Below are 22,535 nucleotides of genomic sequence, written 5' to 3' on the forward strand. Positions count from 1 at the left end.
GCTCGAAGGTCGCTCGCACGGCGAAATCGCGGCGATCCTGGGCGTCACGACCAAGGCCGTGGAGACGCGGATCGCCCGCGCCCGCAAGCGACTTGCCGAGGACATGGCCGTTCCGGGAGGTGCTTGATCTCATCGGCCCGCCCGATGGCGAAGGGCGTTTCTTTTCGCGGTGTGGCGACCTGACGCAAGGGCGTTGTCGCCGACGTGCGTATGTCAACCAGAAGCCGACACGCGTCCGAGGAACCCCACGCTTATGCCCATGCCAAGTTTCGATCGCCGAATGCTTCTCAGGGGCGCCGCCGTTGGCGGCGGGCTGCTTGGCCTGCAGGGACTTCTGCCGGCCTGGGCGCAGACCGGTACGGCGGGCTTGAGAACGGCCCTGCCGACGTTGAGCGGGCCCAACATCGACCTGACGGTCGGCCACTCGCCCTTCACGGTCGGGGGGCGGACCGGCCATGCCGTGACGATCAACGGAGTGCTCCCGGCGCCCTTGCTGCGCCTGCGCGAGGGACAGAACGTGCGACTCTCCGTGACCAACGGGCTGGATGAGGACACTTCGATCCATTGGCACGGCCTATTGCTGCCGTTCCAGATGGACGGCGTCCCGGGCATCAGCTTCCCGGGCATCAAGCCGCGGGAAACCTTCGTCTATGAGTTCCCGATCAAGCAGTCAGGCACCTTCTGGTACCACAGCCACTCGAATCTTCAGGAGGCGATGGGCCACTACGGTCCGATCGTCATCGACCCGGCAGGCGCCGATCCCGTCGCCTACGACCGCGAGCATGTGCTGGTCCTCTCGGACTGGAGCTTTATGCACCCACACGAAATCCTGGAGAAGCTGAAGAAGAGCCCGGGCTACTTCAACCGGCAGCGCACCACGCTCGCCGGTCTGATCAACGGCAGCGACCGCATGAGCCTGGAGGAGCGGCGCATGTGGGGTGAGATGCGGATGGACCCGCGCGACATCCTCGACGTCAGCGGCTCGACCTATACCTATTTGATCAACGGCCACGGGCCGCAGGAGAACTGGACCGGCCTTTTCAGCCCCGGCGAGCGCGTGCGGCTGCGCATCATCAACGCCTCGGCCATGTCGATCTTCAACGTCCGCATCCCCGGCTTGCCGATGACCGTGGTGCAGGCCGACGGCGAGAACGTCCGCCCGGTCGAGACCGACGAGTTCCAGATCTCGGTCGCCGAAACCTACGACGTCATCGTCCGGCCGACTGAAGACCGGGCCTACACCATCGTCTCGGAGGCGATCGATCGCTCGGGGATGGGCCGCGCCACCCTTGCGCCGCGCCTGGGCATGACCGCCGAGGTTCCGCCGCTGCGCGAGGTCCCGAACCTGACCATGCGAGACATGGGCATGGGCGGAATGGATCACGGCTCAATGGGCGGCATGTCCGGAATGGACCACGGCACGATGGCCGGCATGGACCACGGCGCCCCAGCCCAAGGCGCGGCGCCGGCGGGCGAGATGGGCGGAATGTCCATGTCAGGCATGAACATGCGAGATCCCGAGAACGCCCCGCCGGACATGGCGGTCGGCGTGGGCGTCGACGCGATAGCCATGGCCCCCGCCAACCGCCTCGGCGAGCGGCCGATCGGCCTGACCAACGTCGATCACCGCGTTCTCGTCTACACCGACCTGGTGTCGCTGCAGCCGAACAAGGACCAACGCCCGCCGTCGCGGACCATGGAAATACACCTGACCGGCAATATGGAGCGGTTCATGTGGGGCTTCGACGGGCGGAAGTTCAGTGAACTGGTCGAACCCATCCGTTTCGAGCGGAATGAGCGGGTGCGCGTGACCTTGGTGAACGACACCATGATGGCCCACCCCATCCACCTGCACGGCCACTTCTTCGAACTGGTGACCGGCGGTCCCCCGGGGCATCAGCCGCTGAAGCACACGGTAAACGTCGCGCCCGGGGGCAAGGTGACCTTCGACCTGACCGCCGACGCGCCCGGCGACTGGGCCTTCCACTGCCACATGCTGATGCACATGCACGCCGGCATGTTCAATGTCGTGACGGTCCGGCCCATGGACGGAGCCGCGTCATGAACCGCTTCGCCGTCGCCCTCGCTCCGCTGATCCTCGCCGCCAGCGCCGTCACCGCCCAAGCGCAGGACCCGCACGCGGGCCATGTCATGCCGGCGACCGCGGCGCCGCGAGCCACGCCCGCTCCGGCCGTTCGGCCTCAGACGTCCACCCCGCCGCCGGCGCAAGACCCGCACGCCGGTCATGTCATGCCGCCCGCGCAAACGCCGCCAGCTGCCGACCCTCACGCCGGCCATCAGATGCCGGCTGAGCCCCCGGTCGTTGATCCGCATGCGGGTCACGACATGTCGACAATGCCGCCGACGGCGCAGCCCGATCCGCACGCCGGCCACGACATGTCCGCCATGCCCTCCACCCAGGTCGACCCTCGTGCCGGGCATGATATGTCGACCATGAGTATGGGACCGCCGGACGTGCCGACCAGCGCCGACAATCCCGGCCGTCCTCCGGAGGACCCGCTCCCAGTCGCCGCCCTGAGCGGCCCCACGCACGCCGCCGATCTGGTCTTTGGCGCCGAAGCGATGGCGGCCGCCCGTCAGATTCTGGTTCGCGAGAACGGCGAGGTCCGCACCACCGCCGTCATCATCGATCGTCTCGAAGCCGGCTTCGGCGGTGCTGAGGAGTCGTATCTCTGGGACGTCCAGGGCTGGAGCGGCGGCGACATCAATCGCTTCTGGTGGAAGTCCGAGGGCGAAGGCGACTTTGGCGGCAAGTTGGAAGAGGCCGAACTCCAAGCGCTTTACAGCCGCGCGATAGCGCCGTTCTGGGATGTGCAGGCCGGCGTGCGTCAGGATTTCCGGCCCGACGGCGAGGATACGACGCACCTGGTCCTCGGCCTCCAGGGCCTGGCGCCCTATTGGTGGGAGATCGACGCGGCCGCCTTCCTCTCCACCGAGGGCGACCTGACCGCCCGCGTCGAGGCCGAATACGACCAGCGCATCACCCAGCGCCTGATCCTCCAGCCCCGCCTCGAAATCGACGCCTCAGCCAGCGACATTCCGGAGTTGGAGATCGGCTCGGGCTTGTCGTCCATAGAGGCGGGCCTGCGCCTGCGCTACGAGTTCCGCAAGGAGTTCGCCCCCTATGTCGGCGTTGAGTGGAGCCGGGCGCTCGGAAACACCGCCGACTACATCGAAGCCCGAGGCGGTGAGGCTGATGACACCCGCTTCGTCGTCGGCCTCAAGGCCTGGTTCTGACCTAAGGAGACCACCCCATGATCCGCATTCTCACCCTCACGGCCGCCCTGGCCTTCGCCGGCGCCGCCGCCGCCCAGGATCCGCACGCCGGGCACAATATGCAGACGCAGGCCGCCGAGCCTCAATCGGCCGTCACCACGGTTCCGGCGAACGGGGCCATGACCCACGGATCGCCAGAACGCTTCAGCGTCACCTTCCCCCATGCGATGGTCCTGAAGACGGTGACCCTGAGCGCCGAGGGGCAGGCCCCGGTGGTCGTGAATGCCCCCGCCGCACCGGCCGCCGCGACCGTCAGCGTGGCCCTTCCCCGGCTTGCCCCGGGAACCTACACCGCCGCCTGGACCGCTGAAGGTCCGGACGGCCACAAGATGTCCGGCTCTGTCAGCTTCATGGTTCACTAGGAGAACGACGATGCGAGTTTCCAACCTGCTGGCCGCCGCCGGCGCGATTCTGGCCCTGAGCGCTGGAGCGGCCCTGGCCGCCGAAGGCTGCGAATGCTGCAAGGATATGGCCGCTGACGCCGCCATGAGCTGCTGCGACAAGATGAAGTCCGACGCTCCGCCGCCCGCCGAACCCGCGCCGCCCGCGCCGGCGCCCTCAGATGCTCCGGCTCCCCAGGGTCACGCCGACCATAACTGACCGCCCGATCTGAACCACTCCGGCAGGCGCTCCGACGGATCGGAGGTCTGTCCGGAGCAGACAGGCGTCAACTCTCGGTCTTCGCCGCGCTGAGCCGCGCCGCGCTCCCTGTGACGCCCACTCCCGCAACCCGGATGAAACGGACGGTTTCGGCCCGCGTCCGCGGTTCGGCGACGAAGCCCGCGTCGGCGAAGGCGAGGTGCTGGGGCATTTGCTCCCTCGCCGGATTCGCGCGCCACCAGTCCTCCAGCGAGGCCGCCTTGGGCAAGATGCCGCCGACGATCCGCTCGATGTCCCGAAACGACAGGTCCACCTCGGCGCCCTTCTGACGTCTGAGAAAGGCTGCGAGCGGCGTGTATTTAGCCATCTGGGTGTCTTGCTCCGCTGCTGCCGGGGGTCAAGCCCGGCTGGCGCGCTTGCGCTGCCCGATCTAGACTTACCGGCGGCGGGTTCCGGGAACGATAGGCGCCGATCGAGAGCCAGGGGACGTGCAAACGTCGGCGGCGATCGGCGGCGAAACGCCGGGCTTCATCACAGAAGTTCCTGGCCCGCCCCCTTCCCTCATCCCGGGTCGATCAGACCGCGCCGGACCGCCGAGGCGACCGCTTCGATCCGGGTCCGGACCCGGAGTTTGGAACAGACCTTCTCAAGATAGCTGTCCACGGTGCGGGGCGACAGCGACAATATGGTTCCGATGTCGGAGGAGCTCTTCCCGCGACAGACCCATTGCAGGCATTCCTGTTCGCGCGGGCTCAGGCTGACCGCGGGCGATCCACGGTCCGGATCTTCGGAGACAGCTTCCATATTACACCACGGGTTGTCCGACTTTCTCCGTACACGGCGGGTTCGGACCCGGGCAACGTCGATCAATTGCGGGCCGCCCGCAGGTTTCTTGCGGTCCGACGGCGCCGGTTGAACCGTAGAAGGGTCGCGCCTACAGCGGAGCCGTCGGGCGCCGCGAGATAGGCGCACAGCCGGAGCCGGGGTTCGTCGCTGACGGAGGCGGCGCTGCGCGCTGAAGTAACGGGCCTCGATCGCAGAGGATTCCAACGCCCGACCCCTCCCGCTTGCGTCGGGATTCCGTTTGATTCATGCTTCGATGTCGGCGTTCGCGCCGATAGGGGCCTGGAATCCCCTGTGCGATATCAAATCATCGACGGCTGCCGCTCTGTGCGTCGGCCGGTTGCCGCCATCTGAGCGCGCGCGTCGGCGCGCCTGCCCGGAATCGCGCGGCCACGCCGGGATTCCCGCCCCTCTCGTCGAGAGGTCGGAGATCCGTGGTGACCGATACGAAGCAGCTGGGGGTGGAGGCGCAGGACGGGATCAACCGTCTCTACCGGCGATACGCCGTCTGGCTGGATCGCCGGTTGCGCCCTCACATCGGCGCCGACGCTGCGGCGGATGTCGTCCAGGAGACCTACCTCAGGGCGGCGCCTTACGCCGTGTCGGACATCCGCCATCCAAAAGCGTTCCTGCTGCAGATCGCCCTCAATCTGGTCCGCGATGAAAGCCGAAGAGAGGGCCGACGCCGCCAGAGCCAGGCGCTTCAAAGACCTGCCGAGGCCGAGGCCGAGGCCGCGCCGCAGTTCGACCAAGTCCTTCTCGAACAGGTTATCCGGTCCATGCCGCAACTCTACCGCGACGTCTTCGTCTTGAACCGCTTTGGCGGTATGACTTATCCCGAGATCTCCGTGTCGCTCGAGATCAGCGTGAAAACGGTGGAATGGCGAATGTCCAGGGCGCTTCAGTACTGCGCGTCTCGGCTGGACCTGTAGGCAACGGATGATGATCGAGGCTGAAGCCGACATCAGGCGCAAGGAAGCCGCCGACTGGTTCAGCAAGTTGAACCAGCGCAAGGTCACGACCGCCGACGTGAAGGCGTTCAGCGCGTGGCGGCGAGACCCGGAGAACGCGCGCGCTTTCAGCCGTCTCGAAGCCATGTGGGACGCGGCAGGGACGCTGGCGCAAAGCCCCGGGATGGCGGGGCTCGCCGACGAGGCCTTGAGTCGGGTCGAAAAGGCGCGCCCGCGCCGTCGGATGCGGGACGCCGGCCGTCTGATCCCGCTCGGCGTCGCGGGCGCCATGGCGCTTGTGATCGGAGCCGGGAGCCTGACCTGGTGGTCCCTGCAGCGGCCGGACGCCTACGCCACGGCCATCGGCGAGCAACGCACCGTGCGGCTGGAAGACGGTTCCCGCATCGTCCTCGACACGGACTCGCGGGTCACCGTTCGCTTCACCGACGCCCGTCGCGTGGTCACGCTCGCAGCAGGACGCGCCATGTTTGAGGTCGAGGGCGACGCCGCGCGGCCTTTCTTCGTCCAGGCGGGCGACACGGAGGTCACCGCCGTCGGCACGCGCTTTGACGTTCGGCGATCCGGCTCCGGGGCGCGTGTCGTCCTGGTCGAAGGGCGCGTCGACGTTCACAAGCCGTCCTCGAGGACGGCCCAATGGACCCTGGAGCCCGGCCAGCAGGTCACCACCTCGGGTCCAACGCCCCGGGTCGTCGCGGTCAATGTCCCGGCCGAAACCAGTTGGACAGTCGGCCGGCTGACCTTTGAGAACACGCCGATCGCTGCGGCCGTGACGGAGGTGAACCGCTACACCTCCAAACCGATCGAGCTTCGCGACGAACGCATCTCGTCGATCCGGGTCAGCGGCGTTTTCAACGCCGGGGACATCGACGGCTTCGTCGCCGCCCTGCGCGACCTCTATCACCTTGAAGCCGCCACGGCGGCCGACGGCCATCTGATCCTTTCGGGGCCGGCATGAAAATAATCTGCGTCCGGACTTAGGGGACGCCCCGCGACCCAACGTCTCCTCCCCGCCCCGCAAAGCCGCGGGTAGAAAAGAGGGGGAGATCATGGGTCACAGGTTCACTTCAACCGCGCTCGCTGCGCTCATGCTGGGTGTCGCGACGCCGGTCATCGCGCAATCGACCGAGGCCGTCCGGACGTTCAGCATCGGCGCCGGGCCGCTTGAGCGTAGCCTGCCGGTGTTCGCCCAGCAGAGCGGCCTGCAGATCCTCTATCCCAGCGCGCTGGTAACCGGCCGACAGGCTCGCGCCCTCACCGGCGAATACACTCCTGAGGCCGCGCTCGCGGAGCTCCTGCGCGGGACGGGCCTGGCCTATCGCCAGAGCCGCCCGACGGTCTTCGTGCTCGTTGATCCCTCAGCCCGCGCCGAGGCCGAACCGCAGGCCACCCAGCTTGAAGAAATCGTGGTCACGGGGACCTATCTGCGGGGCGCGGACAGTCCGTCGCCGGTCACCGTCATCACCCAGGACGACATCGCCCGGCAAGGCCGCGCGACGGTCGCCGAGACCCTCGCCGCCTTGCCGCAGAACTTCACCGGGGCGGCCTATGAGGGGTCTGCCGGGACAGGCGCAGACCGCACGAGCCGAAACTCGGCTTATGCGACCGGGATGAACCTGCGGGGTCTGGGCGCGGATGCAACCCTCGTCCTGGTCAACGGCCGGCGGATCGCGGGCACGGGCAGCGCCGGCGACTTCTCGGACATCTCCAATCTTCCCAGCAGCGCCATCGCCCGAGCGGATGTGCTGCTCGACGGCGCGTCGGCCCTCTACGGCGCAGACGCGGTCGGCGGTGTGGTCAACATCATCCTGAAGTCACGGTTCGACGGCGCCGAAACCCGGCTACGTGTTGGCGGCACCAGCGACGGCGGGGCCGAGGAGACTCTCCTGTCTCACAGCGGCGGTTTCAACTGGTCCAACGGCGGCCTCCTCGCCGCTTACGAATTCCACGACCGCGGCGAGTTGCGCGCCGCCGACCGTCGCGCAACCGCGAATGCGGACCTGCGCCCGCTGGGCGGCTCGGACTGGCGCTTCACCTACGCGGCCCCGGGCAACCTCATGGCGTTCGATCCGGTCAGCGGATCCTATGAACCGGTCTACGCCATCCCACGCAATCAGAACGGCGTGGGCCTCCCGCCTGGAGACTTTCGCCCGGGCGAAGTCAATCTGACCAATCAGATGGAGGGCCTGTGGAGCCTGCCGCACCAGCGCCGGCACAGCCTTTTCGTGGCGGGCCGGCAGGACCTTCCGGGTGGTTTCAGTCTGGACGGCGACCTTCGCTACACCGACCGGACCTACATCCAGGAGTCGGTGGCCGACATCGGCATCCTGTTCGTGACGCCGGACAATCCCTTCTTCGTGCCGGTGGCGGGCGAGCCCTATCAGGAGATCGCCTATTCCTTCATCAACGACCTGGGGCCGGGCCGTGACGAAGGCTTCTCCCGCAGCGTCGGCGGCGCCGTCGGGGTCACGGGTGAACTCGCCGGATGGAACCTCGCGGCCTATCTGAGCGGAGGTCGGGAGACTACCGGGCTTATGGCCTCGAACCGGGTCCAGACGACCCGGCTCGACGAAGCCCTCGGCTCTACGCCGAACAATCCGGGAACCACCTTCAACCCGGCCGTCGACGGCTACTTCAATCCCTATGGCGATCCCGCCGCCCATAGCCCGGCCCTGTTGGCCTTCATCGGGTCCGGCTACCTTCGGTCCGAGAACATCAGCACGGTCGGCTCCTTCAACCTCAAAGCCGACGGCGTCCTCTTCGCCCTGCCAGGCGGGGACCTGCGCATGGCCGTCGGTGTCGACTATCGCCAGGAGCGCTTCGAAACCTCCGGCGAGAATTTCATCTCCGGCGCAGCGCCGCGCATCGCCGCCCCGACGGCGTTCGAGCGCGACGTCTCGGCCGCCTTCGTCGAACTGCGCGCGCCGCTCGTGGGGCCCGACAACGCCCGGCCCGGCCTCGAACGGTTGGAGCTGTCCCTTGCCGGTCGTGTCGAGGACCATGAGGGGATCGGCCAGACCAGCAATCCCAAGGTCGGCGTCCTCTACAACCCGACCCCCGACCTGCTCCTGCGCGCCAGCTACGGCACCTCGTTCCGCGCCCCTTCGCTGAGGGAGTTGAACAGCGCCTACCGGCTCGGCCCGGTGTTCCTGGACCGCGCCGGCGCCAATGTGATCAGCATCGTCCAGTACGGGGGCAACCCGAATCTCATCCCGGAGACCGCGGAGTCCTGGACGGCGGGCTTCGTCTGGACGCCCGCCGCCGCCGAAGGTCTCCGGATCGAGGGCGGCTGGTTCCGGACGACCTTCGAGGACCGGATCGCGACCCCGGTCGCGGAGAACCTGATCAATGCGCTCAATGATCCGACCCTGGCCCCTTTCATCCGCTATGTGAGCCCCGGCTCAAACGCGGACGACCGGGCCTATGTCCAGTCCCTGCTCGGCCACCCGGGCAACTTCAATCCGAACGTCTTCCCGGCGACCGCCTACGGCGCCGTCATCGATAACCGCTACGTCAATGCTTCGGCCGTGGAGGTCGAGGGGCTCGACCTTTCGACCCGCTATCGCTTCACCCTGGGGTCGGATGACATCTCGCTCGACGCGAGCGTGACCCATCTGCTGACCAACGACCGGACGGTCACGGCTGCGTCGCCCACCGAGGACCTGCTCGGCGCCCCGAACTTTCCCGCCCGGTGGCGGGGCCGCTTCGGCGCCCAGTGGCAGCGGGGCCCGCTCACCCTCGGCAGCGCCCTCAACCACGTCAGCGGAGGACGCGATCGGGTCAACGGACGCGGGATCGATGACTGGATCACCCTGGACGGCCAGGTCCGCTACGACTTCGGGAGCGGATGGGGCGAAGGCCTTTCGCTCACCCTCAATGTGCTCAACCTGACCAATGAGGAGCCGCCCTTCTACGATGCGCCGGCGGGGATCGGTTACGACGCCGCCAACACCAATGTGCTGGGCCGGCAGATCTCCCTTCAGCTCGTCAAGCGCTGGTGAGCGTCCATGCGCATGGTCGCTTTCGCCCTCGCGGGCCTGCTCGCGACGGCGGGCCCGGCGTTGGCCAGGCAAGAGCCGCTCACGGTGGATGTCATTCTGGGGCTCGAGAGCTTCGGACGGGTCGCGATCGATCCGTCCGGCGCGGTCGCCGTCTTCGAGGAGCGGCGCGCCCGAGGCGATCTCCCCCGCCATGATCTGGAGGCCGAAGGCGCCAACCGGTACGCCCGGCTGTACCGCATCGACCTCGACGCCCCCGACCATCCGCGACCGCTCCTGACGATGGACGAAGACGCCGGCTATTCCGTCGGCGCCTTCTCGCCCAGCGGTCGGCGTCTGGCCGTGTTTCGGCTCCGGAACGACGAATGGCGGCTGGGAATCGTCGAGATCGCCGCGGGGGAGGTGGTGTGGACCGATGTGGCGCCGGAGCTTGGCCTATGGGGCCGGTCCCTGGAATGGCTCACGGACGACACCCTCGTCGTGCTTGGCATGCCGGACGGGGCGCTTCCTCCAAGACTGGCGGGCCCCCGCGCCGAACAGGCACGCCTGCTGGCGCTGAGGGCGGCGGCGACGGCCGGGTCGCCGGCTGCGATCACGGTGGGCGAAGACGGCCCGCCGGAAGCCTTGCCGCCGCGACGTCTCTGGCGGATCGACGCCGTCACCGGAGAGGCCGCGGCGATCGCCGACGGTCCCTTCCTCGACCTCGAGGTCTCTCCGGACGGACGATACGCCGCGCTTCTGCTGGACGGCCCCCTCCTGCCGCCGCCCTCCGCCGATACCGCGAGCGAGGTGCGCCGCGCCCGGGGGCTGGAGCTCGTCGAGCTGACCACCGGGGCCGCCGTCCGGCCGCCCGAAGCCGGCAACATCTCCACGAGCCTGCTGGCCTGGTCGCCGGCCTCCGACGCCCTTCTGGTGGCGACGATCGGCGACGAACCGGCCCGGCTCCTGACCGTCGCTCCGGACGGCGCGGCGCGGGATGTGACCCCGGCCGGGGCGCACCCGACCACGCCGATCGACTTCCAGGGCATGGCCACGGCCGAGGGCGGCTGGTTGGGCGGTGTCCCGATCTTCAAGGGCCGCTCCGCATCCGGCGAGGGCTGGTTCGTCGCAGGGGCCGACGCCCAGCCGCTCACAGGCCTGTCTCCGGACGCCCGACTCGTCGCCGAGGGTCGCTCCTCGGTTCTGTTCGCCAGCGGCGGCCGCGTCATCCGCCTCGGCGCAGACGGCGAGTCCGTCGATCTCGGGGCCGCCGCCTCGGCGGTGAACCCGCGCGGTCCCTTCGGATTGCGGGCTCAGAGCGGTCCGCTGAAGGCGGACTTCGCGGTGATCGAACGTCCCGACGGGCGACTGTGCCAGGCCTGGGCCGATCCCGGGGCCGAGCCCCGATGCGTCGCGGCGACGCCTGGGGCCGCGATCAGCTGGAGCCGGGGGATCGGCCTCGACCGGAGCGGGCCGGAGGCCGAACCGAATACGCTTCGCCTCCAGCGCGGCCATAGCCGGGAGGTGGTCTGGCGGCTGAACCCCGAGCTCGACCGGATCGCGGTCGCGGCGCCCCGGCGCATCACCGGCGTTGGCGGCGCGGGCGGCTGGCTCTATTCGCCGTCGAACCCGACAGCGACGCCGCCCGTGATCGTGGTGCCCTATCAGGGCGAGGCCTACCCCGCCCCGCCGTGGTGGATGCGGCGGGAGTCCACCGGCCTGTCGCTGGCGCCCCAGCTGATGGTCGCGGCGGGCTACGCCATCCTCATCCCGGACCTCCCCGCGACCCCGGAACCGGCGGACGGCCTCGCCCAGCGCATCCTGTCGGTCGTCGACGCCGCGGCGGCGGAGGGGCTGGTCGATGCGGAGCGCATTGGTCTGTGGGGCTGGAGCTTCGGCGCCTGGTCCGCCGTGATGAGCGCTGCCCAGTCTCCCCGCTTCGACGCCGTGGTGGCGTTAAACGGGCCGATGAATTTCTCGACGGTCATCGGAGACGTCGGTTCGACCCTGCGGCTGGAGGGCGGGCATGCGCTCGCCGCGACGGCCGGCGCCCGCTGGCTGGAATCCGGCCAGGCCGAGATGCGTGACGCCTACTGGCGCGCCCCCGACCGGTATCGGCGCAACAGTCCGTTCGAGCAGGCGGACCGCATCACCGCGCCGACGCTTCTCGTGGTGGGCGAGTATGACCTGATGCTGGGCCAGTCGGAGCAGCTCTATGGCGCCCTGCACCGTCTGAACCGCCCGGTGGCCCTGACCCTGCTCATCGGCGAGGACCACGGGGTTCAGAGCCCGGGCAACATCCGGCTCTATTACGACCAGGTCCGCGACTGGTTCGACCGGCATCTCAGGGGTTCCGGTGGTCCAGCCGTTCCCGCCAGCGCCGCACCCAGGCCTCCGTCAGGGCCAGACTGAGCAGGTGGGAATGGCCGCCACGCCACAGCAGGGCGTCCCGGGTGAGGCGGTCCTCCAGGCCGGGATCGATCAGCCCCGCCTCGGCCAGGGCGCCGCCGAGCAGATAGTCGCGCAGGAAGTCCAGGTGCGCGGCGACCGCGTTGCCATAGTAGGCGCCCAGTTCGCCCTTCGAGCGGCGATCGAGGATCGAGGGCGGCAAGACATCCGCGAAGGCGGCGCGCGCGGCGGCGCGATCCCGTCCGCCCCAGGTCAGATCGACCGCCGACAGGGCCAGCCCCGCCTCCATCACCGGCTGGCTGAGCAGCGGATTGAGGCAGGGACCGAGACGGCTGCGGACCGCCAGCCCCTGGAAGGTCTGACAGAAGGCCAGGGCGGACATCTGCAAGGCCTTGGCTGGCGGGACGCCGCCCAGATCGTCGAGCCAGGGGTGATCCCAGTCTGCGCGATGGCGGACCTCCTCGCGCCAGTCCTTCGCCAGCGCCGTCGGCCACAGGGGGCGCCGCAGCCAGCGCGAGAGCCGATGCAGGACCGCCAATCGCGCGCGACCGCGCCGCTCCCAGATCTCGTCCAGCCCGATCAGCAGGCTGGGCATCTGAAAGAAGACCGCGTCGCCGCCCTGCCCCGTCAGCGAGCCCCAGCCGCCTGTCGCCTCGATCCGGTCGGCGATGTCGTCGTTGTAGTCGGGATCGATGTCGTTGGCCGCCGGCCGGAAGGTCTCGGCGCAGGCGGCCAGACGCACGGCGTCGAGTCTGAGGCCGTCGCGGCGGACTTCGGTCAACGCGAAGCCATGCCTTTCCGCCACCGCCCGGGCGTAGGCCCGCTCGTCGCCCTCGGGCTGATCGACGTAATGGTTGACCCAGGCGGCGACGTTGCGGCGTTGGTCGGCGGTCAGGACGCCCGCCACGATGGCGGAGTCCAGGCCGCCGCTGACCTCGGTGATCCAGGGCCTGTCGCCCGCCAGCGCCCGCACCGACCGTTGCACCGCCCCTCGGAGGTCGGGAGGCGGACGCGAACCCCGGTCCCGGTACACCTCCGCGGGCCGCCAGATCTGGCGACCTTGGTTGACGCCCTCCCCAACGACCCGCAGTTCGCCACCGGCGACGGCCTGCAATCCGGTTAGGGCCAGTCGATGTCGATATTCGCCGGGGCGGGCCACCAGGGCGGCGACCGCGTCCCAATCCAGCGCGATCCCGTCGGGCATCCAGGGATCGATGACCGCCGCGGCGCTCGTCGAGATCAAGGTCACGCCGGCCTTGCGCCAGACGACGCAGTCCAGGGCGCCCGACGGGTCGCGGAGCACGGCGACGTCGCCCTCGACCCGCCGGACCAGCAGGTAGCGCCCCCAATGGTCCGAACAGACCGTGCGGGCCTGCGCCGCGTCCAGCCGTCGGGGCGGGATCGTGGCGCCGGACCTGGCGGGCTCGTCATTTCGGGTCATGCGTGCAGACCTCCCGCATCCCCGCACGGCTCAAGCTCGGTCTGGACGGTCGTGTGATGCAGGTCGAACCGCTCTTCGAGCATGTCGCCGACGGCCTGTCGGACTGCGTCGGCGTCGGCGCCCTCGACCAGCACGACGTGAACCGTGCAGCTCGCCTGATCCGCCCCCGAGACCCAGACGTGGAGGTCGTGAAGGCTGGCGACCCCGGCGGTGGCGAGGATGGCGGCCCGCACATCCGACAGGGCCACGCCGCGCGGGGCGCCCTCCAGCAGGATGTGGGTGGTGTCGCGCAGCAGTATCCAGGTCCGGGGCAGGACCCAGAGGCCGATGGCGATCGCGACGATGGGATCGACCCAGCGCCAGTCCGTCACGGTGATGACGACGGCGGCGACGAGGACGCCGAGCGATCCGAGCATGTCCGCCCAGACCTCGAGATAGGCGCCCTTGACGTTGAGACTGCGATCCTTGCCGCTCGACAGGATGCGCATGGAAATCAGATTGATCACCAGGCCGGCGGCGGCGACGATCAGCATCCCGATCGAGCCGACGGGCTCGGGATCGAGGATGCGCTTGATCCCCTCATACAGGACGTAACCGGCGACGACGAAGAGCAGCACGGCGTTGAACGCCGCCGCCAGGATCTCGAACCGGCGATAACCGAAAGTGCGCTTCTCGTCGGCCGGCCGCTGGCCGATCTTGATCGCCAGCAAGGCGATTGCCAGGGCCGCCGCGTCGGTGAACATATGCGCCGCGTCCGACAGCAGGGCGAGGCTGTTGAACACCAGGCCGCCGATGACCTCGACGACCAGGAACGTTCCGGTCAGCGCCAGGGCGATAGCGAGTTGCCGGGCGTTGGCGCCGGCGGTGTGGTCGTGGGCGTGGCCGTTCGAGTGGTCGTGACTGGTCATGAAGCGCGTTCCTCTGGCTGTTCGGAGGCGGCGTTGGCGTCGCGGAGAATCTCGACGCCGCCCTTGATCGCGATCGCCGCGACGAGGATGCCGACGACAAGGTCGGGCCAGGCCTGGTCGAGCCAGAGGACCAGGCCGCCGGCGACGAGGATGCCGCCGTTGGACGCGAAGTCGTTGAAGCTGAAGGTCTCGGCCGCCTTCATGTTGACGTCGCCGCTGTGCTGGCGGCGGATGAGCTGCAGGCAGATCAGATTGACCACGGCGGCGACCAGGGCGAGCGCCATCATGGTCGGACCGATCGGCTCGGTCCCGGTGATCACGCGGCGCACGGCGTCGACGAGGACGCCGGCGGCGAAGACCAGCAGCATGACCCCCGACACCCTTGCGGCGCCCCGCTTCCAGCCCCCTGTCCGCCCGATGGCCAGAAAGCTGATCAGATAGACCGCCGCGTCCGAGGCGTTGTCGAGCGCATTGGCCAGCAGGGCGCTGGAATCGGCGGACACGCCGCCGATTCCGAGCGCCGCCGCCAGGCCGGCGTTGAGGCCGAGAACCGTCAGCAGCGTCCGGCGCTGCCGACGGTCATCCTGGGTCCGGGCCATCAGTCTTCGATCCCCTCGTCCTGGCGGTGCCGCACCGCCTTGGCCGCGAAGGTCGGGAGGACCAGCAGGGTCAGGGCGGTGGCGGTGATCAGGCCGCCGATGACGACGGTCGCCAGCGGCTTCTGCACCTCGGCTCCCGCGCCATGGGCGATGGCCATCGGAATGAAGCCGACGATGGCCACCATCGCGGTGGTGAGCACCGCCCGCAGGCGGCTGGACGCGCCCTCGATGGCCGCGTCACGGGGCGGCAGTCCCGCCTGGAGCCGCTCGCGGATCGACTGCATGAGCACCAGGCCGTTCAGCGTCGCCACGCCCGAGACGGCGATGAAGCCGACCGCCGCCGAGACGGAGAACGGCATGCCCCGCAGAAGCAGCGCCAGCGCCCCGCCCACCAGGGCGAGCGGCACGCAGGCGAACACGAGACCCGCCTCGGCGAAGGAGCCCAGCGCCATGAACAACAGCACGCCGATCAGGACGAAGACGATCGGAATGACCAGGCCCAGCCGCTGTTCGGCGCGCTTGAGGTTTTCGAACTGACCGCCCCAGTCCAGGCGGACGCCCGGCGGAAGCTGGACCTGATCCACCGACCTCTGGGCGTCGGTGACGAAGCCGCCCAGATCGCGTCCGCGCACATTGGCCTGGACCACCATGCGTCGGCTGCCGTCGTTGCGGCTGATCTGGTTCGGTCCCTCGGCGCTCTGGATGCGCGCGACCGAGGACAGGGGCACGGTCACGCCGGTCGAGGACACGATCGGCAAGGCCGCGAGCGCCGCCGGATCATTGCGCGCGGCGTCCGGCAGACGGACCACGACGTCGAAGCGCCGGTCGCCCTCGAAGATGCGGCCCGCCTCGGCGCCGCCGATGGCGGCGGACACGGCTTCGGAGACGTCGGCCGCCGACAGGCCGTAACTGGCCGCGGCGAAGCGATCCACGCTGATCGTCAGGGTCGGCAGGCCGGACGCCTGTTCCACCCGCACGTCGGCCGCCCCGTTCGTCTGGCGCAGGGCGTTGGCCACCTGGTCGGCGACCCGCTGCATGGTGGCGAAGTCGTCGCCATATACCATGACCGCCAGATCGGTCCGCACCCCGGAGATCAGCTCGTTGAACCGCAATTCGATCGGCTGGCTGAATTCGAAGTTGTTGCCGATCTGCCGCGACGCGACGTCCTCGAAGCGAGCGATCAGCTCTTCCTTCTCCAGACCCGGGTTGGGCCAGTCCTTGCGGTCCTTCAGGACGATGACGCTGTCGGAGATGTTGGGCGGCATGGGATCCACCGCCGCTTCGGCGGTGCCGGTCCGCGAGAACATGGTCTCCACTTCCGGCTGGGCCTTGATCGCCCGCTCGATCGCCATCTGCATGGCGAGCGACTGCTCGAGCGACGCCGACGGAACCCGCAGCGCCTGCATGGCGATGTCGCCCTCGTCCAGGGTCGGGATGAACTCCCGGCCGAGGGTGGTGAAGGTGACGCCGCCGACGACGAGGGCGCCGAGCGCGGAGAGCAGGACGATCTTCGGACGATCGACGGCCGTGCGGATGGCCGGAGCGATCCAGCGGCGCGCGTGGCGCAGCAGGAAGGTCTCGTGCTCGTGGGCGCGGCCGTGGTCGTCGACCTCGACCGTCTTGGGATCCCGCACCAGGAGCGCCGTCATCGCCGGCACGAAGGTGAAGGAGAAGATGAAGGCGCCGACCAGGGCGAGCATGACCGTCGCGCCCATCGGGATGAAGGTCTTGCCCTCGACGCCTTCCAGCATCAGCAGGGGGGTGAAGACCAGCAGGATGATCAGCTGACCGAAGGCGGCCGGCTTGACCATCTGGCGCGCCGCCGCTGCGGCGACGCCCAGACGCTCGTGCCGGGTCAGCATGCGCCCGGCCTCCGCCCGCTTCTGGCTGAGCATCAGCAGGGTGTTCTCGACCACAACCACGGCGCCGTCGACGAGCAGACCGAAGTCCAGCGCGCCGAGGCTCATCAGATTGCCGCTGATGCCGAACCGGTTCATCCCGATGACGGCGAACAGGAAGCTGATCGGGATCATCAACGCCGTGATGCTCGCCGCCCGGATGTTGCCGAGCAGCAGGAAGAGCACGACGATGACCAGCAGCGCGCCTTCGGTCAGATTGCGCGCCACCGTGGCGATGGTGGAGTTCACCAGGGCGCTCCGGTCCAGCACCGTCACCGCCTCGATGCCGGGGGGCAGGGTCTTCTGCACCTCCTCGAGCCGGTCTCCGGCGGCCTGGGCCACGGTGCGGCTGTTGCCGCCCGCGATCATCAGGGCGGTCCCCAAGACCGCTTCGTGTCCGTCGCGGCTGGCGCCGCCCAGACGCGGCGCCTGGCCGACCTCGACGGTGGCGACGTCGGCGACGCGGACCACGAGGCCGTTTCGATTGACAACAGGCGCCTGGGCGAGGTCCTCGACGGTTGACGCCAGGGCGTCCGTGCGAACGGTCAGGGCCTCGCCCGCACGCTGCACATAGCCGGCCCCGGCCTGGGTGTTGGCCCGGTCGAGCGCCTGGATGAGGTCGCCCATCCCGAGACCGTAGGCCGACAGACGCGCCGTGTCCGGACGAACCGCGTATTCCTTCACATAGCCGCCGACGGTGTCGACGCCGGCCAGGCCGGGCGCCGTCCGCATCTGCGGAGCGATGATCCAGTCCTGTATGGTGCGCAGATAGGTGGCGCGCTGTTGCGGGGTGGCGAGGAGATCGCCTTCCGGCGTCAGATAGACGCCACCGGCCTGCCAGCCGGTCTGACCCGGCTTGGCCAGATTGGCGCTGTTGAACGGCTTGTAATCGACCGTCCACATCAGCACCTCGCCAAGGCCGGTGGTGATGGGCGCCAGCGCCGGTTCGACGCCTTCGGGCATCGTCTCGCGCGCCTGCGCCAGTCGCTCGGCCACCTGCTGACGGGCGAAGTAGATGTCCGTCTGGTCGGTGAAGATGACGGTCACCTGGCTGAAGCCGTTGCGGCTCAGCGATCGTGTGGAGGTCAGACCCGGAATGCCGGCCATGGCGGTCTCGATCGGATAGGTGACCTGCCGTTCGATCTGCTCGGGGGCCAGGGCCGGGGCGACGGTGGTCACCTGAACCTGGCGATTGGTGATGTCCGGCACGGCGTCGATCGGCAGCCGTGTCAGTTCGAGAAGCCCGTACGCCGCGACGAGCGCCGTGGCCAGGACGATGAACCATCGGAATTTGACCGACAGCTCGATGATGAATTTGAACATGCGCGCGTCCCCTTAGTGGCCGTGCTCGGCCTCGCCCTTGGCGAGTTCGGCTTTAAGGAGGAAGGCGTTGGCGCCGGCGACCCGTTCGGACCCGTCCAAGCCGCGCAGGATTTCCGTGCGTCCCCCGGCCTGACGGCCGACGAGCACGGGGCGCGCCTGGAAGCCGTTCGGGACCTGAACGAAGACGACGCTGGCGCCGTCCACGGTCTGGATCGCCTCCGTCGGGACAGTCAGCCCGCCGGCGGCCTCGCCGGTCACGATCGCGCCGGTGACCGCGGAACCGGCGGGCGGCAGGCTCGCCCCCATCGGTCGGGCTCGGATCACGGTGGCGCCGCTTTCGGCGCCGGCCCCGGCCGCGACGCCGGTGACGACCGCATCGAAGTCGCCAGCGGGGCTGCTGACGCGCAAGGTGGAGCCGGCCCGGACAAGGGCGGCCAGGTGCGGCGGCGCGTTGAACACGAGTTCGACGCGGCCTGGGTTTGTCACCTCGGCGATCACACCGCCCTGCGGGACGAAGCCGCCTGGGCCAACCTGGACGCTGGTGACCACGCCGGCGATCGGACTGTTCACGCTCAGCCGTCCGGCGGCGTTGGGCGACCCGGCCGCGCTCGACCGCGCGCGCGCCGCGCGGGCCGCCGCCTCGGCGCTCAGCAGCTGCGCCCGGGATGCCTCGACCTCTTGCCGGGCGACGACGCCTTGGTCGGCGAGGTTGCTGTTGCGCTGATAGGCCTGGCGCGCGGCCTCGGACTGAGCCGCGGCCGCGTCCGCGTCGGCGCGGAAGGTGGCCGCGTCGCCGCTCACGAGGCTGGCCAGGGGCTGGCCGATCCGAACGGACTGGCCGGGGGCCACCAGCACCCGTTCCACCCGTCCGCCGACGGAAGCGGCGACGGCGGCGCGGGCATCGGTCATGGGTTCGACGCGACCGGAGAGCCGGGTCTCGGCGCCCCCGCCCCGACCGACGCCGACAACGACCAGACTGGCGGCCTGGGCCTGGGCCGCGCTGAGAGCGACGAAGCCCTCCGGAGCTTCGGCCTCGCCTTCGGCGTGACCGCCCTCCTCTTCGGCGTGACCGGCTTCGCCTTCAGCCGCGGCGCCTTCGGCGGCGGGCGGATCCGACCGCACCACGGCGAGGTAAAGACCCCCGGCCCCGAGGATAACGAGGGCGGCGACCCCGCCGATCAGCAAGGTCTTGTTGGAAATGGGCTTGCGCATCATTGGGCTCCTAGAAAGGGGGCGCGGCCGTCCTGGCGCGCGAGATCGATTTCCGCGCGGACCCGGGCGAGGCGGGCGTCCACGGCGGCGGTTCTGGCGTTGACTAGGGCGGTGCGGGTTGCGCGAAGCTCGAGTTGCGAGATCCGGCCCGCCTCAAAGCCGATCCGCGAGAGGCGGTAGGCTTCTTCGGCGGAGGTCACCCCGGCGTCGGCGGCGTTGACGCGGCTGACTGAGGCGCGGAGGCGGGCTTGTGCTGCGGCCCGGTCCGCCTGGGCTTCCTGGCGGGCGGTCATCAGCCGGGCGTCGGCCGCCCTGAAGTCCGCCTGGGCGGCTTCGATGTTGCCGCGGTTCCGATCGAACAACGGCAGGGGCAGGCTGAGGCCGAACGTCAGCGCCGTCGCGTCTTCTGCCTCGTAGCGGCGAAGGCCGACGCTGGCGCTGACGTCCGGTCGCGACCTGGTGCGTTCGACCGCGATGCGGCTTTCGGCGGCCGAGCGCTCAGCCTCGGCAACGCGCACCGTCGGCGTCTGGTCCGTCGGCGCAAGCGCGGCCGCCGGTGCCAGGTCCAACAGGCTGGCCTCGATGGTCGTCACCGGCTCGATGAGCATGGCCACGGCCGTTAGTCGCGCGAAGGCGGCGTCCCGTTCGGCGATGGCTTCATCGAGACCAGCGCGCGCGGCGGCCGCTTCGCTCTCGCCCTGGATGCCGCGCAGAAGCGGCTCGCGCCCCTCCTCCACCAGCACGAGGGCGGCGCGGGCGTCGGCCAAGGTAAGGCTCAGAGTCTCTTCCGCCAGCATCGCGCGACGTTCGGCCGCCTCGGCGTCGGCGTAGACCAGCGCCAACCGTCCGGCGGCGTCGACTACGGCGAGGTCCCGCCGCAGCGACGCGGTTCCCGCATCCGCGCGAGCTGCATTGATCCGAGCCGTACGCCGGCCCCAGAGCTCAAGATCCTGGGTGATGGAAAGCGTGGTCTCGGCGTTGTCATAACCCGAGAAGGGACCGCTTCCGAACGCATTCTCGGCGTCCAGGGCGAGGGTCGGGTTGGGGCGGACACGCGCCTGCCGAGCCCGCGCTTCCGCGGCGTCCACGAGCGCCCCGGCTTCCAGTGTCGCAGGGGTCTGATCCAGTCGGGCGAGGAGCTCGGCGAACGAAGGGGCGGGGTCAGCCCAGGCGGGGCTGGCCAGCACAGCCGCGAAGGCGGCGAGCGCGCAGCCGAGCGCAAAGCGCGGCGGCCGGCGATATGAGGGAGGCATGATTCATCTTCCAGAGGGAGTGACACGAGAGAGCCCGCGCGGACGCGCGGTCGCCGTGTCAGGCTCTGGGCGGTCGGATCAGGCCATCGGGGGCGATGGAGGCCCGCACCTCGCTGACGGGGAAGGCATGCACGGGTCGCGAATAGACCTGCAGGGGAAGATCGTCCCCCGCCTCGGCCCGCGCGGAGGCGGTGTGATGGCAATGGCCGTGCGCGCAGATGCCGTGTTCGGCGGAGCCGGTATGATCGCCCTGACTTGGATCATGATCCACGGAAGCGTGCGCCGCCGGGAGTTCCGGTATGCAGGTCGCGGCGTCGGCGACCGGCACGACGAAGAAGGCTGCGACCACCAAGGTCGCCGCCAACACCAGTCTCGCCCATGTCGTCATCGACCAGGTCATCGCCAGCTGCATACTTTTGTTCGTTTCGGGGAGCAATGCGTTACACAGTACAGGGACCCATCTGGTCCGGCCCTGTTCACCTGACCGGGCCGGGCCAAGTCTGTCTGCGACGACCGGTCAGGGCCGCACCGCCCGGTAGAGGGAGATGGATCCGGTCGGGGTTGGAAAAACTGTCGTCTCCTCGATTTCTGTGAACCCGACCTCGGCGAGCAGGACAGGGATCACGCCGTCGGCGTTGGGCTGGGTGTCCGCGTGGCCGTCCAGCGCCTGGATGATGCGGAACGCCGTGCGCATCGCGGCTGTCCGTTGCAGGCCGTAGTCGGCGATGTGCAGACGACCGCCCGGCTTGAGCGCGCGCAGACAGGCGGCCAGGCCGGCGCGTTTTTCCGGCAGCGGCAGTTGGTGGAACACGAGGCTCGAGACGATCTTGTCGGCGCCGGCGTCGCCCACGATCCGGCCCACGTCCCGGGCGTAGCCCTGAGCGAAGTCGACGTCGACGCCGCGCGACCGGGTCTTGGCGCGCGCCCGGTCGAGGATGTCTTCGTCGGGATCGATCCCGAGCACCTGGCTCGCCGGCGCTCGCTCCTTGATCAGGGCGGCCAGGGTGCCGGTGCCGCAGCCGACGTCGACGATGCGTTCGCCGGCGCGCGGATCCAGCGCCTCGACCAGGGCGCAACGCCAGACCCGCTCCCGCGTCAGCAGGGCGATCGCGGGGTCGTAGACGTCGCTCAACCAGCTGTGACCGAGCGCCGGGGTGAAGGTCGCCGTCATCCCGCCGCCCTCAGCTCGGCCTGCGACTGGCGGATGATTGACCAGGCCGACTGCAGGAAGACGAGCGCCAGGACGACGCCGGCGATCAGGTCGGGCCAGCGCGAGGCCGTGAGCCAGACCAATCCGCCCGCCGCAGCGACCACCAGGCTCTCGATCAGGTCGTTGCGGGTGCAGAGCCAGACGGAGCGGACATTGGCGTCGCCGTCGCGATGGCGCACCAGCAGCAGGGCCGCCACCGCATTGGCGACGAAGCCGAACAGGCCGAGCCCGGTGATGACCGTCCCCTCGGGCGGCGCGCCGGACACCGCGCGCCAGACGGCGAAGCCGAGGATGAACACCGCCAGCAGCGCCAGACTGGCGCCCTTCACGAGCGCCGCGCCCGAGCGCACCCGCACCGACTTGCCGATGGCCCACAGGCTGATGGCATATGTCGCGCTGTCGGCGAGGAAGTCCAGCGCATTGGCCCCGAGGGAGGCCGAGCCCTGCACCAGCGCTCCGCCGGCGACGGCGACGAAGGCGACGGCGTTGATGGCGATCACAGCCAGCAGGATGCGGCGATAGGCCGGCGAGGCGCCGTCGAACTTCACGGGCGCGCCGCAGCCGCAGCCCGAGGCGGCGGGGACATCCTGGGTCAGG

At 69.6% G+C, this 22,535-nt stretch carries 20 protein-coding genes; 9 read left to right on the top strand and 11 right to left on the bottom strand.

The genetic code is table 11. The features are described 5' to 3' along the window. The 5 genes from RT123_RS12040 to RT123_RS12060 all read left to right on the top strand — a co-directional run. The coding region (locus RT123_RS12040) for a sigma-70 region 4 domain-containing protein (protein ID WP_313009386.1) at positions 1-127 on the top strand (127 nt) is incomplete at its 5' end. Positions 128-253: 126 nt separating this feature from the next. Next, entirely contained in the window at positions 254-2,065 is a 1,812-nt protein-coding gene (locus tag RT123_RS12045; RefSeq protein WP_409514909.1) for a copper resistance system multicopper oxidase, read from the top strand. Continuing rightward, positions 2,062-3,258 carry a copper resistance protein B gene (locus RT123_RS12050; protein ID WP_241004801.1) on the top strand — a complete coding sequence of 399 codons (1,197 nt, stop codon included), beginning with the start codon at positions 2,062-2,064 and terminating at the stop codon, positions 3,256-3,258. Before RT123_RS12045 ends, RT123_RS12050 begins: the two co-directional genes overlap by 4 nt. Positions 3,259-3,275: 17 nt before the next feature. Further along, on the top strand, positions 3,276-3,659 hold the full coding sequence (locus tag RT123_RS12055) for a copper resistance CopC family protein (RefSeq protein WP_017505553.1): 384 nt from the start codon (positions 3,276-3,278) through the stop codon (positions 3,657-3,659). Positions 3,660-3,669: 10 nt separating this feature from the next. After that, positions 3,670-3,897 (top strand): hypothetical protein, encoded by a 228-nt coding sequence (locus RT123_RS12060; RefSeq protein WP_017505554.1) that lies wholly within the window; start codon positions 3,670-3,672, stop codon positions 3,895-3,897. Between the two features lie 67 nt (positions 3,898-3,964). Here RT123_RS12060 and RT123_RS12065 read toward each other — a convergent pair whose 3' ends face one another. Together RT123_RS12065 and RT123_RS12070 are read right to left on the bottom strand one after the other, a co-directional pair. Beyond that, on the bottom strand, positions 3,965-4,264 hold the full coding sequence (locus RT123_RS12065) for a hypothetical protein (protein ID WP_017505555.1): 300 nt from the start codon (positions 4,262-4,264) through the stop codon (positions 3,965-3,967). A 194-nt stretch (positions 4,265-4,458) separates the two neighbouring features. Next, positions 4,459-4,701, bottom strand: coding sequence for a helix-turn-helix domain-containing protein (locus RT123_RS12070; protein ID WP_084375300.1), 243 nt, complete (start codon positions 4,699-4,701; stop codon positions 4,459-4,461). A 476-nt stretch (positions 4,702-5,177) separates the two neighbouring features. On the opposite strand from RT123_RS12070, the gene RT123_RS12075 reads away from it, so the two are divergent. The 4 genes from RT123_RS12075 to RT123_RS12090 all read left to right on the top strand — a co-directional run bounded on the left by RT123_RS12075 (position 5,178) and on the right by RT123_RS12090 (position 12,097). Beyond that, positions 5,178-5,672: an RNA polymerase sigma factor gene (locus RT123_RS12075; RefSeq protein WP_295168846.1), complete on the top strand. Its 495-nt coding sequence runs from the start codon at positions 5,178-5,180 to the stop codon at positions 5,670-5,672. A gap of 10 nt (positions 5,673-5,682) precedes the next feature. Continuing rightward, complete coding sequence (locus RT123_RS12080; RefSeq protein WP_244878354.1) at positions 5,683-6,666, top strand: FecR domain-containing protein; 984 nt, start codon at positions 5,683-5,685, stop codon at positions 6,664-6,666. Positions 6,667-6,757: 91 nt separating this feature from the next. After that, positions 6,758-9,709, top strand: coding sequence for a TonB-dependent receptor (locus tag RT123_RS12085; protein ID WP_295241622.1), 2,952 nt, complete (start codon positions 6,758-6,760; stop codon positions 9,707-9,709). An 84-nt stretch (positions 9,710-9,793) separates the two neighbouring features. Beyond that, positions 9,794-12,097 carry a prolyl oligopeptidase family serine peptidase gene (locus RT123_RS12090; protein ID WP_313009379.1) on the top strand — a complete coding sequence of 768 codons (2,304 nt, stop codon included), beginning with the start codon at positions 9,794-9,796 and terminating at the stop codon, positions 12,095-12,097. Here RT123_RS12090 and RT123_RS12095 read toward each other — a convergent pair. The 9 genes from RT123_RS12095 to RT123_RS12135 form a co-directional block, all read right to left on the bottom strand. Then, the gene (locus RT123_RS12095) at positions 12,030-13,535 is read right to left on the bottom strand and encodes an asparagine synthase-related protein (protein WP_313009380.1); all 1,506 of its coding nucleotides are present in this window, start codon (positions 13,533-13,535) and stop codon (positions 12,030-12,032) included. The genes RT123_RS12090 and RT123_RS12095 overlap by 68 nt on opposite strands. Continuing rightward, positions 13,532-14,443 carry a cation diffusion facilitator family transporter gene (locus RT123_RS12100; protein ID WP_295190445.1) on the bottom strand — a complete coding sequence of 304 codons (912 nt, stop codon included), beginning with the start codon at positions 14,441-14,443 and terminating at the stop codon, positions 13,532-13,534. Before RT123_RS12100 ends, RT123_RS12095 begins: the two co-directional genes overlap by 4 nt. Further along, positions 14,440-15,042 (bottom strand): cation transporter, encoded by a 603-nt coding sequence (locus RT123_RS12105; RefSeq protein WP_295190442.1) that lies wholly within the window; start codon positions 15,040-15,042, stop codon positions 14,440-14,442. The genes RT123_RS12100 and RT123_RS12105 overlap by 4 nt, the downstream gene beginning before the upstream one ends. Next, entirely contained in the window at positions 15,042-18,263 is a 3,222-nt protein-coding gene (locus RT123_RS12110) for an efflux RND transporter permease subunit (protein WP_295190439.1), read from the bottom strand. Before RT123_RS12110 ends, RT123_RS12105 begins: the two co-directional genes overlap by 1 nt. A gap of 12 nt (positions 18,264-18,275) precedes the next feature. Further along, complete coding sequence (locus RT123_RS12115; RefSeq protein WP_295190436.1) at positions 18,276-19,475, bottom strand: efflux RND transporter periplasmic adaptor subunit; 1,200 nt, start codon at positions 19,473-19,475, stop codon at positions 18,276-18,278. Beyond that, positions 19,475-20,728, bottom strand: a complete 1,254-nt coding sequence (locus tag RT123_RS12120; protein WP_205682978.1) for a TolC family protein — start codon at positions 20,726-20,728, stop codon at positions 19,475-19,477. The genes RT123_RS12115 and RT123_RS12120 overlap by 1 nt, the downstream gene beginning before the upstream one ends. A gap of 58 nt (positions 20,729-20,786) precedes the next feature. Continuing rightward, on the bottom strand, positions 20,787-21,140 hold the full coding sequence (locus tag RT123_RS12125) for a hypothetical protein (protein ID WP_205682977.1): 354 nt from the start codon (positions 21,138-21,140) through the stop codon (positions 20,787-20,789). Positions 21,141-21,245: 105 nt separating this feature from the next. Continuing rightward, positions 21,246-21,899, bottom strand: a complete 654-nt coding sequence (locus tag RT123_RS12130; RefSeq protein ID WP_205682976.1) for a class I SAM-dependent methyltransferase — start codon at positions 21,897-21,899, stop codon at positions 21,246-21,248. Then, entirely contained in the window at positions 21,896-22,534 is a 639-nt protein-coding gene (locus RT123_RS12135) for a cation transporter (protein WP_313009384.1), read from the bottom strand. Before RT123_RS12135 ends, RT123_RS12130 begins: the two co-directional genes overlap by 4 nt. Between the last annotated feature and the right edge of the window lies 1 nt (position 22,535).

Origin of the sequence: Brevundimonas vesicularis (genome assembly GCF_032067225.1) — a bacterium.
In the GTDB taxonomy this organism is placed as follows: domain Bacteria; phylum Pseudomonadota; class Alphaproteobacteria; order Caulobacterales; family Caulobacteraceae; genus Brevundimonas; species Brevundimonas vesicularis_F.